General features: G+C 41.6%; 14 protein-coding genes. 12 read left to right on the top strand and 2 right to left on the bottom strand.

Annotation, left to right across the window (positions count from 1 at the left end):
- Positions 1-11: 11 nt before the first annotated feature.
- The 5 genes from rlmKL (at position 12) to rmf (ending at position 6,564) form a co-directional block, all read left to right on the top strand.
- Positions 12-2,138 (top strand): bifunctional 23S rRNA (guanine(2069)-N(7))-methyltransferase RlmK/23S rRNA (guanine(2445)-N(2))-methyltransferase RlmL, encoded by a 2,127-nt coding sequence (rlmKL, locus tag ALT761_RS10025; RefSeq protein ID WP_129738435.1) that lies wholly within the window; start codon positions 12-14, stop codon positions 2,136-2,138.
- Entirely contained in the window at positions 2,135-2,368 is a 234-nt protein-coding gene (locus ALT761_RS10020; RefSeq protein WP_129738433.1) for a glutaredoxin family protein, read from the top strand. The genes rlmKL and ALT761_RS10020 overlap by 4 nt, the downstream gene beginning before the upstream one ends.
- Positions 2,365-4,305, top strand: coding sequence for an ATP-binding cassette ATPase Uup (gene uup / locus ALT761_RS10015; RefSeq protein WP_129738431.1), 1,941 nt, complete (start codon positions 2,365-2,367; stop codon positions 4,303-4,305). The genes ALT761_RS10020 and uup overlap by 4 nt, the downstream gene beginning before the upstream one ends.
- 12 nt (positions 4,306-4,317) lie before the next feature.
- Positions 4,318-6,084, top strand: a complete 1,767-nt coding sequence (locus ALT761_RS10010; RefSeq protein WP_129738429.1) for a DUF3466 family protein — start codon at positions 4,318-4,320, stop codon at positions 6,082-6,084.
- A gap of 303 nt (positions 6,085-6,387) precedes the next feature.
- On the top strand, positions 6,388-6,564 hold the full coding sequence (rmf, locus tag ALT761_RS10005) for a ribosome modulation factor (RefSeq protein ID WP_013784086.1): 177 nt from the start codon (positions 6,388-6,390) through the stop codon (positions 6,562-6,564).
- An 80-nt stretch (positions 6,565-6,644) separates the two neighbouring features.
- On the opposite strand, the gene fabA is transcribed toward rmf, so the two are convergent.
- Positions 6,645-7,163, bottom strand: a complete 519-nt coding sequence (gene fabA, locus ALT761_RS10000; RefSeq protein WP_057791803.1) for a bifunctional 3-hydroxydecanoyl-ACP dehydratase/trans-2-decenoyl-ACP isomerase — start codon at positions 7,161-7,163, stop codon at positions 6,645-6,647.
- 131 nt (positions 7,164-7,294) lie between these two features.
- Between fabA and ALT761_RS09995 the strand changes: the two genes are divergently transcribed.
- Positions 7,295-7,570 (top strand): hypothetical protein, encoded by a 276-nt coding sequence (locus ALT761_RS09995; protein WP_013784088.1) that lies wholly within the window; start codon positions 7,295-7,297, stop codon positions 7,568-7,570.
- 124 nt (positions 7,571-7,694) lie between these two features.
- On the opposite strand, the gene ALT761_RS09990 is transcribed toward ALT761_RS09995, so the two are convergent.
- Positions 7,695-9,008: a DASH family cryptochrome gene (locus ALT761_RS09990; RefSeq protein ID WP_129738427.1), complete on the bottom strand. Its 1,314-nt coding sequence runs from the start codon at positions 9,006-9,008 to the stop codon at positions 7,695-7,697.
- Between the two features lie 111 nt (positions 9,009-9,119).
- Between ALT761_RS09990 and ALT761_RS09985 the strand changes: the two genes are divergently transcribed.
- The 6 genes from ALT761_RS09985 to ALT761_RS09960 all read left to right on the top strand — a co-directional run bounded on the left by ALT761_RS09985 (position 9,120) and on the right by ALT761_RS09960 (position 16,592).
- Positions 9,120-10,565 (top strand): cryptochrome/photolyase family protein, encoded by a 1,446-nt coding sequence (locus tag ALT761_RS09985; protein ID WP_129738425.1) that lies wholly within the window; start codon positions 9,120-9,122, stop codon positions 10,563-10,565.
- A gap of 7 nt (positions 10,566-10,572) precedes the next feature.
- Positions 10,573-12,111 (top strand): cryptochrome/photolyase family protein, encoded by a 1,539-nt coding sequence (locus ALT761_RS09980; protein WP_129738423.1) that lies wholly within the window; start codon positions 10,573-10,575, stop codon positions 12,109-12,111.
- The gene (locus tag ALT761_RS09975) at positions 12,098-12,235 is read left to right on the top strand and encodes a DUF2256 domain-containing protein (protein ID WP_082604920.1); all 138 of its coding nucleotides are present in this window, start codon (positions 12,098-12,100) and stop codon (positions 12,233-12,235) included. Before ALT761_RS09980 ends, ALT761_RS09975 begins: the two co-directional genes overlap by 14 nt.
- A gap of 43 nt (positions 12,236-12,278) precedes the next feature.
- Positions 12,279-13,604, top strand: coding sequence for a DUF2254 domain-containing protein (locus ALT761_RS09970; RefSeq protein WP_129738421.1), 1,326 nt, complete (start codon positions 12,279-12,281; stop codon positions 13,602-13,604).
- Between the two features lie 107 nt (positions 13,605-13,711).
- Positions 13,712-14,062, top strand: a complete 351-nt coding sequence (locus ALT761_RS09965; RefSeq protein WP_129738419.1) for a hypothetical protein — start codon at positions 13,712-13,714, stop codon at positions 14,060-14,062.
- A 1,426-nt stretch (positions 14,063-15,488) separates the two neighbouring features.
- Positions 15,489-16,592: a tyrosine-type recombinase/integrase gene (locus ALT761_RS09960; RefSeq protein ID WP_129738417.1), complete on the top strand. Its 1,104-nt coding sequence runs from the start codon at positions 15,489-15,491 to the stop codon at positions 16,590-16,592.
- Positions 16,593-16,637: the final 45 nt, after the last annotated feature.

The raw sequence follows: 16,637 nt of genomic DNA, 5'->3' as shown, positions 1-16,637 counted from the left end.
CAGGTAATTGAATGAATACTATTCTGGCAACAACCAGCCGCGGTCTTGACGAACTCCTTAAGCAAGAAATACTCAATTTATGCCCAGGTGCAGAAATTAAACAGTCTCCGGGCATGTTGCAATTTGAAGGAAGCAAAGAAGACGCTTATAAACTTTGTCTTTGGTCCCGGTTAGCCAACCGCGTTATTTGGATCTTAGGCACAGGAAAGGCAGGTAATGCTGAAGAGTTGTATAAGACAGCCATGGATATTGATTGGCAGATGCATATGGAATCTCGCCACACGTTGTCAGTGCAATTTATTGGTACCAACTACGAAATTAAGAACACGCAGTTCGGCGCGGTTAGAATTAAAGATGCCATTGTCGATCAGTTCGTAGAAGAAGGCCAAGTTCGCCCGTCGGTTGAGCGAAAAATGCCAGATTTTCCTGTTTACGCCAGACTTCAACGAGACAATGTAATTATTGGCCTTGATATGGCTGGTGCAAGTCTGCACCAGCGTTCATATCGTCAAGAAACCGGTGATGCTCCACTTAAAGAACATATTGCCTGTGCCATGCTAATGCGCAGTGGTTGGACCGAAAACATGGACAAGCCCCTTGCTGACATGATGTGCGGTTCGGGTACTATTGCCATAGAAGCGGCCTTCATGGCACGTAATATTGCTCCTGGCATAAAGCGTGAGTATTGGGGCTTTAGCAAATGGCTAAGCCACGATGCCGCATACTGGGATTCGTTGGTAAATGATGCCATTGCGAACCAAACAGAAAGTAAGAGCGAAATCTTCGCTGCCGATTACAACCGCAGAATGATTGCCATTGCCAAAGATAACGCCGATTATGCAGGCGTTTTTAACGATATTAAATTCAGTAATCAAGATGCCACTAAGTCGTCACCGCCGGTTGCGACCCCAGGTTATATGGTGTCTAACCCACCTTACGGTGAACGTTTAGGTGAACTAACGGCTCTTATTCCGCTTTTCAGCGAATGGGGTAAGCGCTTTAAAGAAGCATGGAAAGGCTGGCACGTTTCACTGCTTAGTAGCAACCGTGACTTATTGCGTGTATTAAAATTGCGAGCAACCAAAGACTACGGGATGAATAACGGTAAGCTAGAGTGCCGTTTAGTGAACTATGTGTTAAGCGAAGAAAACACGGTTCAATTTTCTGAAGATGCGTCGAATCATGAATTTGCTAATCGCTTAAAGAAAAACCTTAAGAAAATGAAAGGTTGGATCAACAAAGTTGATACCAACTGTTACCGTATTTACGATGCCGACTTGCCCGATTACAACGTGGCAATTGATAGGTATGGCGATTGGTTGGTAGTACAAGAATACGCGCCGCCTAAAACAGTGTCGGAAGACAAAGCTCGTAAACGCTTGCAAGAAGTGTTGCTTTATTTGCCTGGCGTGACCGGTGTTTCGCCTAAGCAAATTGTACTTAAAGTACGCAGCCAGCAAAAGGGAACTAAGCAGTACGAAAAAATTAACCAGTCTGGCACCATGATGGAAGTTTACGAAAACGGTGCGCGCCTATTGGTGAACTTGACTGACTACTTAGATACGGGCTTATTTCTAGATCATAGAAACACCCGTCAAAAAGTTATGCAGCTTTCAAAAGGTAAAGACGTGCTTAACCTGTTTGCTTATACCGGCAGTGTATCTGTGTTTGCAGCTAAAGGTGGCGCGAAATCGGTTACTACCGTTGATATGTCTAACACTTATCTAGACTGGGCGAAAAAGAATGTAGCGCTTAACAAGTTAAATGGGCCACATGCTTTTGTTCAAGCTGATTGCACGTCATGGTTAGGCGATCATAAGGGTAAATACGACTTAATCTTTATCGACCCACCTTCGTTCTCGAATTCTAAACGTATGCAAAGCACGTGGGATGTACAGCGTGACCACGTTGCTATGCTAACAAATGCTAGAAATTGTCTAAATGAAGGCGGCACGTTAATTTTCTCTAACAACAAACGTGGCTTCAAGTTAGATGAAGAGGCATTACAAGGCTTAGGTTTCAGTATTGAAAATATTACTCAAGAGACCATACCTGAAGACTTTTCTCGCCGCGGAAACATTCATAAGTGCTGGATCCTAACGTTATCAAGAGAAGCGTTACCAAGAGAAGCTTTATGAAAATAGTGTTTTACACTGGGCCGCAGTGTAGTTTATGCGATTTGGCCGACATTGAGCTGGCCAATACACAGCAGTTTTCTTCGTTAGCGGTTGAAAAAGTAAATATTCGTAATAGCACCGATTTGTATCATTTATACGGTGCTCGCATTCCTGTATTGAAACGGGAAGACAATGGCGCAGAAATAGGCTGGCCATTTGATACCAACGCATTGGAGACATTCTTACAGTGAGTATTTTGCAGTTAAAGAACATCACTGTCATCTACGGTAACCCCCCTTTATTAGATGGTGTTGAACTGATTGTTCAACCCAAAGAGCGTGTGTGTTTAGTAGGCCGAAATGGCAGTGGTAAATCCACCTTAATGAAGGTGATTTCAGGTGATGTGATAGCCGATGACGGACAGCGCATCATAGAAAGCGACACAATTATTGCTCGATTAGAGCAAGATCCACCACAAACTACCGATGTAACCCTTTTCGATTACGTTGCTGAAGGGTTAGCAGATGTAGGCGATACCATTAAGGCTTATCATCATCAGACTAAGTTGGTGGCTGAAGACCCTAGTGAAGCTAACTTAAATCGTCTTCAAACTTTGCAGGAAACCTTGGAAGCCCGTGATGCATGGCAATTTGAGCAACAAATAGAACAAACGCTCACCATGCTTAAATTAGAGCCTGATATTTCATTGTCTACTTTATCAGGTGGCTGGCGACGTAAAGCGGCACTTGCACGCGCATTGGTTCGTTCACCTGATTTGCTGTTGCTTGACGAACCCACCAACCACTTAGATATCGAAATGATTCGCTGGTTGGAAAGTAGTTTATCTAATTACAACGGCGCCATTGTATTTGTAAGTCACGATAGGGCATTTATCCGAAATATGGCAACCCGTATTGTTGATTTAGACCGTGGTGGATTAACCAGTTACCCAGGCAACTACGAAACCTACTTAGAGAAAAAACAGCAAGATCTTGAAGTAGAAGCTGCGCATAACGCCGAGTTTGATAAGAAACTGGCGCAAGAAGAGGTGTGGATACGCCAAGGCATAAAAGCCCGTCGTACCCGTAACGAAGGCCGTGTACGTGCATTGAAAAAGCTGCGTGACGAACGTAAAGCCAGACGTGCAGTGCAAGGTAACGCGGTGGTAAGTCAGCACCAGGGCACGCGCTCGGGCAAAATGGTGTTTGAAGTGACCGACTTAGATTACGCCATTGGCGGTAATCAAATTGTGAAGGGACTAAACCTTAATGTACTACGTGGCGATAAACTTGCACTTGTTGGACCCAACGGTAGCGGTAAAAGTACGCTGATTAAGTTGTTATTAGGTGAAATAACACCCGATAACGGCAATTGTAAGCAAGGCACTAATCTTGAAGTCGCCTATTTTGACCAACACCGCCATGGGTTAGATTTGGAACAAACCGTGATTGACGCGGTAGGTGATGGTAAACGTGACCTTATGGTTAACGGGCATCCAAGGCATGTTATTAGTTATCTGCAAGATTATTTGTTCTCACCTGAGCGAGTAAATGCGCCTGTGAAGTCACTGTCTGGCGGTGAGAAAAACAGGCTAATGTTGGCCAAACTTATGCTCAAGCCTAGTAACTTACTAGTGCTCGATGAGCCTACTAACGATCTTGATGTTGAAACGCTTGAGATGTTAGAAACCCTTTTAAATGAGTATGCTGGCACTGTTTTGCTGGTAAGTCATGATAGGGAATTCGTCGACAATGTTGCTAACAGTTGTGTCGTATTTGAAGGCGAAGGCTTTTTACGGGAGTTCATTGGTGGCTTCACAGATGTAGAGAGCTGGTATAAAGATCAGAATGCTAAACGTCAACAAGTCATTAAAGACGAAAAAGCCAAAGTAAAGAATGAAACTAATTTAAGTTCGAATAGTCCTAGTGCTAAGTCTTCTCCCCGTAAGACGAAAAAGTTATCATATAAAGATCAACGAGAACTTGAATCGCTGCCTGCAGATATTGAGCAGTATGAAAATGAATTAGCGGAAATGCAGTTGTTAGTTAACGACCCTGAATTCTTTAAAAAAGGGAACGATGAAACTGCAAAAACCTTAGCTCTGTTAGCAGAGAAAGAACAAGCCTTATCCCAGAAATATGCGCGCTGGGATGAATTAGAAAGTATGCTGGAAGATAATCAGCAGTAAATAGGATTTTAGATGAAACGAACTCAGCTTGCCGTCGCCGTTCTGTTGGCAACAGGTAGTGTTTCGGCAATGGCCGAAACCTACACCGTGACACCACTTCCTTTGCAGGATGTTGGTCAAAATACCTTCGCCCGTTCAATTGATAATACCGGTAAAATGTTATCAATGGTGCAGTTGGAATTTAACCCACCTGTTGATGTAGAACAGTTAGAAGAAGACACTAGTTTCTTTACCTCGTTTTCAGGGGCTCTTGAAAATGAAGATGATGCTTTGCAAGGTGTATTTACTGATGCTGATTACACCTTAGTCGTTAACTTTCTTCTTTCAAATCAAGGTAACTCAATAGGCCAAAAGCTTGCTAGCTTCAGGACCTATTTGACCGATACCACCGATATAGACTTGGTGCCTGGTTTAGATGAAGTAACCGACAAATTTGATGATTACACTCAGTCTGTCGAAGCAGGCGGAAGAGATAGCGTAAGCGGTAATTTTATTGTTGGTGATTCTCCAGGCGTAGTTGTTCTGGATGAATATGAGGATGAAGATGGCGATACCATCAATTACACCTACTCGGAGTTACCGCAGCAAGCGTTTGTGCAGACTACCACCGGAACTAAAATCATTACCTCGGTTGATGATACCTTAGGGGGCTTTTCATCAGCGCGTGCCGTTAACCAAAATCTACAAGTTGCTGGTTTCAGTACCGTTAGCTTTTTAGATACGGTCGATGAAGCAATAGAAAATTGTGAAGATGACGAAATACGTGGCGATTTGCCAGAAGGGCGTTGTTTCTACAGCATTTACGGCGGTGATTTCAACGTACCCCGTATTTCTAGCTATTTCGTGACAAATTCTACCAACTATTTACCTGCGTTTGTGCTTTCATCGGAAGTTAATGCAACTATTTGGCAATTAGATGTTAACGGTGATGTAATAAGCACTGACACATTCCCACTGCTTTTCACGCCAGAAGAAGACGACACCTCACATTACTTTTCTTATGCCTATGACATCAATGAACAAGGTATTGCTGTGGGTGAAGCGTTAACGGGTGATGCGGTAACGATTACCCGTCCTAACTCTACAGGCCTAAATGAAAGCGAGCGTGTTGCTACCGTTTATAGAGACGGTGAAACACAAGAGCTACTTCCAAGAGAAGAAAACTTACTTAGTCAAGCAATGGCAATTAACGATAACAACTGGGTAGCAGGTGCAGTGTTACGTGAGTCAAGTGATATCGCGCGTTCTCGTTTGTTCGCATACAACTTAGATACCACTGAGCAATTGTACCCAGAGGGTTTCTTTGCGACTGCCGGCGTGCAAGCAAATGCCATCAATAATAATAATATTATTGTAGGTAAATCAGACTTTGATGCGACATCCGATACGGTTCGTGAAACGCACGCGTTCATGTTCGATATTGATACCGAAGAGTTTCTAGATTTGAACGATTTAACGCCGTGTGACAGTGAATACACATTGCTAGAAGCTATCGATATTAACGATAATGATGAGATTATCGCTAATGCGCGTATTCGTTCAACCAGTAAATATAGTACAGGTGTTGATATAATTAACACAGAAGGTGAGACCGTAGAAATTGATGCTATTGTTGCAGTAAAATTATCACCGACTGGTGGCACGATTGACGATTGTAGTATTGATGAAGACGGCGAAGAAGTTGATGATAGCTTCGAGCGTAGTGGGGCTTCTACGGGCTTCTTTGGTTTAATGGCGCTAAGTTTACTGGCCATTTTCCGTCGCAAATTGAAGAAATAATCAATTCGCTCTACTTTTAGTTATTTTTCAAAGGCCGCTCGTTAATGGCGGCCTTTTTAATTGCTAAAAGATTTAAAAATTGAAATATATATGCCCAAAAAGTGTAATATAAAATTCATTTATGTTTCATAACATTACCAAATGTCAATGCACTCTTTACAATAATTATGTTGAACCATTTTGCACATTGCACTATCACAGTAGTGTGCACAATGACTTTTCCGCCACTATCAATTGAAAAACGATGTATTGGGCCCGAGAGAGAATTTGTAGCACATCCTACAAAGTTAAAGAGGCTAATCAATGAAAAGACAAAAAAGAGATAAACTGACACGCGCCCATTCAAAAGGGTATCAAGCTGGTATTAGCGGTCGTTCAAAGGATATCTGTCCTTTTCAACAGAATGACGCTCGGTCGGAATGGTTAGGAGGCTGGCGCGAGGCGGTAGAAGACAGGCACGTAGGTCTTAGTGTCAAATAACGTCTTCTCTCTTAGAAAGTGATTAAGCAATGAAAAAGCCCCAGTAATGGGGCTTTTATCGTTTTGACGCTGTTATTACCTTAGAAGTTAGATGTGTCTTGGAACAAACCTACTTTAAGATCTTTCGCAACGTAGATTTCTCTACCATCTACTTCAACAGAACCATCCGCCATTCCCATGAAAAGTTTACGTTTGATAACACGCTTCATGGTGATTTTGTAAGTCACTTTTTTGGCAGTAGGCAGTATTTGGCCTGTGAATTTCACTTCGCCCACGCCAAGAGCACGCCCTTTACCTGGCCCATCGCACCAGCCTAAGAAAAATCCGACCAGCTGCCACATAGCATCTAAACCCAAGCAACCAGGCATTACAGGGTCACCTGGGAAGTGACAATCGAAAAACCAAAGATCTGGCGTAATGTCTAACTCAGCAATTATTTCGCCTTTACCATGTTCACCGCCATCTTCAGTAATAGAAACGACACGATCCATCATTAGCATGTTAGGGGCGGGTAGTTGGCTGTTACCTGGGCCGAACATTTCGCCGCGGCTGCATGCTAATAAATCTTCTTTGTTAAAACTATTTTTTCTGTCTGACATTCCCAACTCGTTGTTTTTTAAATTCGCGGTGCTAATTTAGCGAACACTTGTAAGCTAAACAACTCCGAACAGTCATTTTTCTAAATAAAAACGCGTGTTAAACTCGAATTACTAACGAGCTAGTGATTACTATGACAGAAAATACGAAAAACAGCACAATAAAAGAAAAAGCAAAAGCGAATGCTGATAAGCAACGCCGCTTTCGAGAACGTCAACGAGATGCAGGGAAAAAGCTTGTGAGAGGCTATGTTTCTCCAGAAGCTAAGCTTTGCTACGACGAAATTAGAGAGAAAACAGGGTGGAGTGATAGTGAAGCCGTGTCTAACTCAGTACGTTTGATGTATGCCGCTTACAAATGTGGCCAAATTAAATTGCTTAATGAGTGGTTACGTAAAAACAACCGATAACCCGTTTTTACTGCTCTTGACTGGGTTACACGTAACCAAAATGGCTGAATTTGCTTCCCGCAGGCTACGCATAACTTGAAAAAGAGGCTAGCTAGTGGGTATGTTTACGTAACAAATAAAGGTGTTAATCTAGCCATTTCGCACAGAAGTCACCTTTCGGGTCGTAAATTTCGGTTTGTTTCTGCAAGTTAAATTGCCGGTTCTCTCGGGGGTCTGTACCTACGCCAGCCAGGTACAACCAGTTTCCCCAATTGCTAGCCACATCATAATCTAACAATTGACTCTCGAACCAAGCCGCGCCATAGCGCCAATCTTGCCTGAGTTCATTCACAAAGCAACTTGCCACCAATTGTCGACCTCGGTTAGACATATAACCCGTAGACGCCAGTTGACGCATACACGCATCAACAATAGGGTATCCCGTTTGTCCGTTACACCAACCAACAAATACTTCATGGTTGTGGCTGGTATTAGGCGTTTTTGATTTTATGCCATCAAACTGGAACCACTTTGGTCCAAACTTCTGTTGAAGCCAATAAAAATACTCACGCCAAAGCAATTCAAAATAAATCCAATAGGTTGAATCATTTTTAACGACGTTTTGTTCGTACTGTTTAACTTCTTGAATTACATACCGCGCCGATAGCGCACCCGTGGCTAACCAAGGCGACAGTTTTGTACTGTCGCGCCAATTATCTAATGCGTTTCGCGTTTCTTTATAGCTCGCTGCCACTTTCCATTCGAATAAATAACTGTTTAAGTGAGAGATTGCAGCGTCTTCGCCTCCAACGAATGAGCCTTCTGTTTGATTACGTGGAGGTCGACGGTTAAGCGTATATTGGCATTCAGCGTCAATATCTGGCGTGAAAGGGTTAGGCAATGCGGTTAACGTTGCTACAGGTTCACAGGGTTTTATTGCAGATTCAATTTTACGCTTAAAAGGGGTAAAGACATCCGGCATGACTTCAAGATTAAAAGGGAGGTCATTTTGATTGAAAAGCGAGCTAGATTCGCCTGTCACTATTTCGATATTAGGAAAAAAACGAGAAACCGCTTCTACTTCTCTGCGCTCGTTATAGCCTCCGTGTTCAGTAACACCAAAGTGCGTATAAGCATTAGATGAAAGCAAAGACACGAGTAGTTCAGGAGTTTGGCCCTTTAAGGTCAAAATAGAGTGACCCAAAGCGCTCGCTTTTTCGTTTAATGCTTCTATTGTATCTATAAGAAAGTTAAAACGATGCTCACCAACGGGTTGAATACCGTAAGAGTTTGGTACAAACCAGCTGTCGTCTATTATAAAGAGAAGCGTTAATTCGTCTACTTGCTGACAAAGCGATGATAGCGCCACTTGGTCGTGAAAACGTAAGTCGTGGCGAAACCAAAACAAGCCTCTTGTAGGTCTTGCTGAATCACGTATCACATGATTATCCAGTAACATAGGGTTCCCTCCCTTATACATTTTTTTGGGGTAGATGGATCCTGCTTTCTGCGATTATCGTATCATATGTATGCGTAAGTGTTTATATAATGTTCAATTAAAGGGCTAACCGTGACAGTGCCAGTGTCAATAATGTGGTTCAGACAGGACCTTAGAGTAAAAGATAACCCCGCGTTAAATGCAGCCTGTGATGAAGGAAAAATAATCCCGATTTACATTTACGATGATAATGCGAACGATGCAAAAGCATTAGGAGGCGCCAGTAACTGGTGGTTACATCACTCGTTGAATTCATTGAACGAGAGATTGAATAATCACCTAAAGGTATTTAAAGGCGATCCTAAAACGCTTATCCCTGCATTAATGGAAGCCTATGAAGCGAAGGGAATCTATTGGAATCGCTGCTATGAGCCTTGGCAAATTAATCGAGATAAAGCGATTAAAAAGCAGCTTTTAGACAATGACTTTGAGGCGCACAGCAGTAACGGTAGTTTGCTGTGGGAGCCGATGAAGGTGCACAAAAAAGACGGGACGCCGTACCGAGTTTTCACCCCATATTATAGAAAAGGTTGTTTGAACGTTGAGCCTCCACGCTATCCTCAAGCACCGCCAGCACGAATTACATATGCCGATGTTGATGACAGTAAAAATACTAAGGCTAACGGCTCTTGTAATATAGACGATCTCAACTTACTTCCTTCGCTAGATTGGGACAGTGATTTTAAAAATCACTGGAAACCAGGTGAAGACGGTGCCGCTGACAATTTACAAGATTTTATCGAGCACTCTGCCCGCAAATATAAAGATGCCCGTGATATTCCGTCAATGAATGGAACCTCTCATCTATCACCGCATCTGCATTTTGGCGAAGTGTCGCCTAATCAAGTCTGGTATGCCATTAAAGATAGGTTTGAAACCAGTGAAGATAAAAGTATAGATACTTACCTAAGTGAGTTGGGCTGGCGCGAGTTTAGCTATTACTTGCTTTACCATTTTCCAACCATACCGACCAAAAACTTTAATGATAAATTTGATAAGTTCAATTGGCGCACTGATGCCAAATCTCTTAAAGCATGGCAAAAAGGGCAAACCGGTATCCCTATTGTCGACGCAGGTATGCGAGAACTGTGGCAAACCGGGTATATGCACAACCGTGTTCGTATGATTGTAGGTTCTTTCCTGGTTAAAAATCTTCTTATTAGTTGGCAAGAAGGCGAACGTTGGTTCTGGGACTGCCTAGTAGACGCTGATTTAGCCAGCAATACCGCTGGTTGGCAGTGGGTAGCAGGCACAGGCGCTGACGCAGCACCGTATTTCAGAATTTTTAACCCGTTATTACAGGGAGAAAAATTTGATAAACAAGGAAAGTACGTCAGGAAGTACTGCCCTGAACTTGCCGACCTTCCTGATAAATACATACATAAGCCTTGGGATGCGCCGCCGGTCATTGCTAAAGATGCAGGCGTACATCTAGGGGATACTTATCCTAAACCTATCGTAGATTTAAAAGCATCGAGACAGCGTGCTTTAGATGCCTTTCAGGCTTTAAAAGAGTAGGGTACCCATGGCGTCTTTAATACTTATTTTAGGTGATCAGCTTACTCACAACCTGCCTGTTTTAGAAAACGCAACAAAAGCGCAAGATACCGTGCTGATGGCAGAAGTACGTGAGGAAGCTACTTACGTAAAGCATCACAAAAAGAAAATTGTTTTCCTCTTTAGTGCCATGCGACATTTCGCAAAAGCGTTGAAGGAAGATAATTTTAACGTCAACTATATTGAATATAACGATGAGTCAAACCAAGGCGGTTTGCTCGAACAAGTTAAATATACGCTAGCGAGCGGCGACTTTGATAATGTTAAAGTGACATCACCTGGCGAATATCGTTTATTGAAAAGCATGCAGCAATGGGAGCAATCCCTAGGTGTGCCTGTCAGTATAATCAATGATTCTCGTTTTCTCGCCAGCCCCAAAGAATTTAGTGATTGGGCCCATGACAGAAAGCAGTTGCGCATGGAGTTTTTCTACCGAGAGATGCGTAGAAAGCATGGCATCTTGATGGAAGATAAAAACCCTATTGGCGGGAAATGGAATTACGACGCTCAAAACCGAGAGCCCATGCCTGCAGGTACAAATGTGCCTTCACACACGCAATTTGAAATAGATGCGATTACTCAAGATGTAATTCATTTGGTGGAGAGCGAGTTCAGCGATCACTTTGGTGATATTAACCCATTTCACTTTGCCGTTACCCGTGACGATGCGTTAACGGTGCTAAGCGACTTCATAGAAGAACGGTTACCCCATTTTGGCCAATACCAAGATGCCATGGTTGAAGGTAAGCCTTGGTTGTATCATTCTCATATCGCGTTTTATTTAAATTGTGGTTTGCTAAGCCCAAGAGAAGCCATTGATGCTGCGGAATCGGCTTACTACGCAGGCACTGCGCCGCTTAACTCGGTTGAAGGTTTTATCCGCCAAATACTGGGGTGGAGGGAATTTGTTAGAGGGTTTTATTGGCACTTTATGCCAGGCCTTAAAAGCGATAATTATTTCAATAATAATCGCTCACTCCCCGATTTCTTTTGGGATGGCCAAACCAATATGAATTGCATGCGCCAATGCTTAAAGGAAACACAAGCAAACGCGTATGCTCACCATATACAGCGATTAATGGTGCTGGGGAATTTCTGCCTTTTAACAGGGTTGTCACCCGAAGAGGTACAGCAATGGTACTTGCTGGTTTATGCAGATGCTTATGAATGGGTAGAACTGCCTAATGTAGCGGGTATGATTTTATACAGTGATGGCGGTCAACTCGCGAGCAAACCTTATATCGCAAGTGGTAGCTATATTAATAAAATGTCGAACTACTGCAAAAATTGCGGCTATCAAGTCAGTAAAAAAACAGGCCCTAAGGCATGTCCGTTCAATTACTTATACTGGCATTTCATCGATAAACATAAAGAAAAGCTAAGCGGTAACCCCAGAATGGCAATGATGTATAAAACTTATAGCCGAATGAAAGATGAAAACATTGATGCAATGAAAGACAGCGCGACCATCTTTTTAACCAAATTATCTAAAAATGAAGAAGTCTGATTTACCAAGCAAAATGTGCCCCGTGTGCAACAGACCCTTTACATGGCGCAAAAAATGGGAGAAGAATTGGGATAACGTAGTGTATTGCTCTAAACGTTGTGCCGGTAACAAACGTATGAAATAGAAACTTCTGACTATAATTATAATAAAAGAAAGGACATAAATTCATGGATGCGCCTATTTCTGTAGACCGATTACGGTTTTTGCTATTCAGTGTTAAAGAAAAATTGTGGGTAAAGCCATTAACATTATGCTTATTGTCGATAGCGGCTGTGTTCGCCTCGAAACTGGCAGACGGCACCGCACTTGCGCAGCACCTACCTAAAGTTGATCAATCCTCGGTAGAAACACTGTTATCCATTATGGCATCGAGCATGTTGGTTATAGCGACTTTTTCGGCCGGTACTATGGTAAACGCCTATGCATCTGCCAGCAGGTCGTCGACGCCACGTTCGGTAAGTTTAATTATCTCAGATGATGCCTCACAAAATGCACTGTCTACTTTTGTAGGCGCGTTTATCTTTAGCGTCGTCGCCATAACCGCTTCAATTAACAATTTCTTCGAAGACGCTGGAATATTTCTACTTTTTTGTCTTACCTGTCTCGTCTTTGTGATTGTCATTCTTACGTTTATCCGGTGGGTAGACAGTGTCGCGAGACTCGGCCGTGTGGGCTCTACGGTACAAAAAGTTGAAGATGCCGCCATGCGTGCTATTAACCATCGATTATCGACGCCCAGGCTCGGCGGTAAGCAGCAGCCGAACAGTGTGAAAGAGCAGGGCGGTGATCCCTCAAAATACCAAACACTAACAACTGATAGTATTGGCTATGTACAAATGGTTGATATGGCAAAAGTGCAAGCGTGGGCTGAAGAACGAGACACCCAAGTCCATATCGCCATGCTACCCGGCCAATTTTGCACACCGGATAAACCGCTGTGCTACATCGAGAGCTTTAAACCGAAAAACTCCGAGGATGACAGCAGCAGTAAAGCCAGTGATAAATCATCACTACTTTCAGCATTTCAAATTGGCAGCGAACGGTCATTTGAAGCCGATCCTAGATATGGATTGGTCGTGCTATCAGAAATAGCATCCCGCGCGCTTTCGCCTTCAGTAAACGACCCAGGTACCGCCATCAGTATTCTTGGCAGTTATGCTCGTTTGTTTATTCAGTGGGCGCACAAAGAAAAATGCGATGACATTCGTGACATTAAATACGATAAAGTAACCGTACCTGACATGAGTACGGCCGATATGTTTGATGACGCATTCACAGGTTTAGCACGAGATGGTGCATCCATGATTGAAGTCTCTATAAGAATACAAAAGACGTTAGATGCCATTGCAAAAACAAGCAATGATGATATTTGTAAAGCTGCAACTAAACATGCCAAAGAAGCTTATGAACGCAGTATGAAAGCGTTAATTCATGACGGCGATAAAGAAATGTTAAGTGCAGCAGTTAATAGCTTAAACAATAAAAGAAGCTAAGCCATAGATTCTTTTATTTACTGAATTTATGAATTCAGCAATGTTCTATTAAAACCAAATAATAGATTTAAATACGCGGATTATATGTAAATTGAAGGTAGCGTTTAGTGAGCACAATTGAAAGTGATGACATAAAACAACATGTAGAAAATGTTATAGCGTTTCCTACATGTTTAACAGAAGTAAGAAAAGTTATTGCTACGTATATTACTGGCAAGCTAGTTGGCTGCTCGCAACATTTAATAGATACCGCAATAGAAAACAGCGTTAGTCATTACAAACAATTTGTACACAACGCGAATATTACCGAAAGTGTTGAAGTATCTTTATCAGAAGAAGATGTGACTTTATTAAATAAAAGCCTGACTAAAATACAAAGAGAAAACCGCAAGCAGTTGTTAAGAATGTTAGAACGCATAATTATATTAGAAATAGAAAATGCGGCTTTGAAAAACTAAGACTGTAAAGCGGGCAGCTTATTACCAATAACTTATACGTTAGCTTAACCATAATTTAAATATTCTTACTTAACACTCGTTACCACATTAAATAGTAAGTCTAATCATTATCTAGAATCTCTTAGCGAAACTTTCATAAGATAGCAGTCGATTGCGATGCGCTTGTACGCGAAATCTTGCTATGGATACCACGCTAAACACCTCAGATTTTAATCTCACGCACGCTATAAAAACACATTTCAAAACCACGCAATAACGAAACGCAGAAAAAGTGTGTAAGTCATCACGCACGACAAAGCTATCGAAAAGGCTAGCATTAACCACCCTAAACCCTCATATACTTAATTGCGCATAATGTATATTATGTTAAATTGGATATAGATATTGTTATATAGCTAGGCGTATTTATGTGTGGACGTATTCCAAATGCTGTATCACTGTAGACAGTATTAAGGTTGTTCCCTGTCCTAACGCTACGTGTGTGTTTTTCCGCATTATTTGAATTAATCAGGCTAAAATGGAAACTAATATCCTAAGGGCAATAATTAGAAGTTCTACATCACCTAAGCACACGCTTTAAATTAATAGCTTGCCAATGACATTGTTAATTGAGTAACAGCGTTAAGAATAATGATACGTCGTTGTAATTTATTTCTGAGGCGTTTGAACACAGTGAGTTTTTATATATACAAAAATTAGTCAGTATATTTATTAAAGCGTTTGTATATTTTTGTGTAATTTAACCAGCGTTTAGCTTTGATACGAGCAAATGATTATGAGGAAATGATAAAGCCATGTTTTATTTAAATGCTCAGGCTTTCTGGCAATACGAGTACAATACCAAAGCTCTCGTAGTGTCTAATTTTACGCAATGCTTTTTACCGCTATTTTTAACTTTTATTACCAGCGACCATTGCCTAAATAATAACACCTAACCTATTTTCATAATTTATATTTTTTCTACTGCGTTACTGACAATGTGTACTGCAATTTACTTTAGTGTCTTTTACATTGCCTCTTTAACGTCTAAACAATGAGTTTTGGGAGCTGTAATCTTTTTATTATTTCGTACTTTCCAAGTGGTACAAGTTTAATCACCGATAGAACTAGTGCGTAGAATACTGATTAATCACCGTAAGATTACACACAATAAAGTGGAAATGTACGCAATTTGAATGTGCGTCTACGTAAAATCTGAGCGCATAATAGAGGTATATACCGTTAGATTTTGCGTAGCGCACGTTTAATAAATAGTCGATTAGAAAAGGAAATGTGATCAATACCAATTTAACTGTATATAACAACAGTTAAAATGTGTAGAATCGGGATAATATAAGGCTAATTCAATCATTTCACGCATGATAACTGTAATTATCATGCGTGAAATGATTTAGTCTAATGTTCATAAAAACAATGAGTTAGTTAGATGTCGTCTATATTCAAACCTGGTTCAAATACACAACTGTCTATTGTCGATGGTGACAGTACCAATACAGAACGAGCTGAATATGTTGATGCGTATTTTCGTGACATATTCACAAAGCTACCTCGCAATACACAACGCGCTTATATCAGTGACTTTAACGACTTCGCCATTTTCTGCCAGTCAGAACGTATCGACAGTTTTAGTGATGATTTCTCTCATAACGAATACGCAATCAAACGCTATGTAGAAGAACTGTGTAAGTCTCCCCTCGCCTACAGAACTATCAAACGCCGCCTATCAGCGCTGAGTAAATTTTTAGGCATTGCAAAACTTCCGAATCCTATCATCCAATCGGTTTATTTGCGGGATTTCGTTCGTTTGTCACTTATTGAGAATCGGAAGTTCCAACTTAGTCATAACCAAGCCGTTCCGCTTACTATCGACTTATTGGATGAAATAAACAATAAGATTATTCCAGACACATTATTAGAAATGCGCGATTTAACGATTATGAACTTAATGTTTGATGCACTCTTACGCGCTGATGAGTTAGTACGCGTTTGTGCTGAGCATATTAGTAGACGCAACAATGCAGTGTTGGTGGTTACGTCAAAGTCAGACCAAAGTGGTAAGGGTTCACATCGATTTATTTCTACTAGTACTATCAACATGGTTGATGAATATATCGCTGAAGCCAATTTTAATGCTAAGACACAGAGCGAAAGACTTGTTGATGATCTACGTCGTATAAACAGAGGTATACTTTTTCGCCGGGTTTCAAACCGCGGGCATGCACTGTTGCCTTATGACGAACAGGCAAATACACATCAACATTCACCGATACATGAATCTTCAATTCTCGATTATTCGAGTGTTTATCGAATATGGAAACGAGTTGCTGCCCGGGCGGAAATAAAAGAAAACATCACGCCTCATAGTGGCAGAGTTGGTGGCGCGGTATCACTTGCAGAAAATGGTGCTACCTTGCCCGAACTCCAACTGGCCGGAGGCTGGCAATCGCCTGAAATGCCTGGTCACTACACACAACAAGCTAATGTAAAACGAGGCGGAATGGCGAAGTTATCAGAAAAATTTAAACGTTAATTATAGGTTTTATTAAACTGCCCGTGCCCGATATAGGATTTATTT

Origin of the sequence: Alteromonas sp. 76-1 (genome assembly GCF_900654235.1) — a bacterium.
Taxonomy (GTDB): Bacteria; Pseudomonadota; Gammaproteobacteria; order Enterobacterales; family Alteromonadaceae; genus Alteromonas; species Alteromonas naphthalenivorans.
The sequence above is the reverse complement of the archived record's forward strand: the minus strand, read 5'-3'. Positions and strand labels throughout refer to the sequence as shown.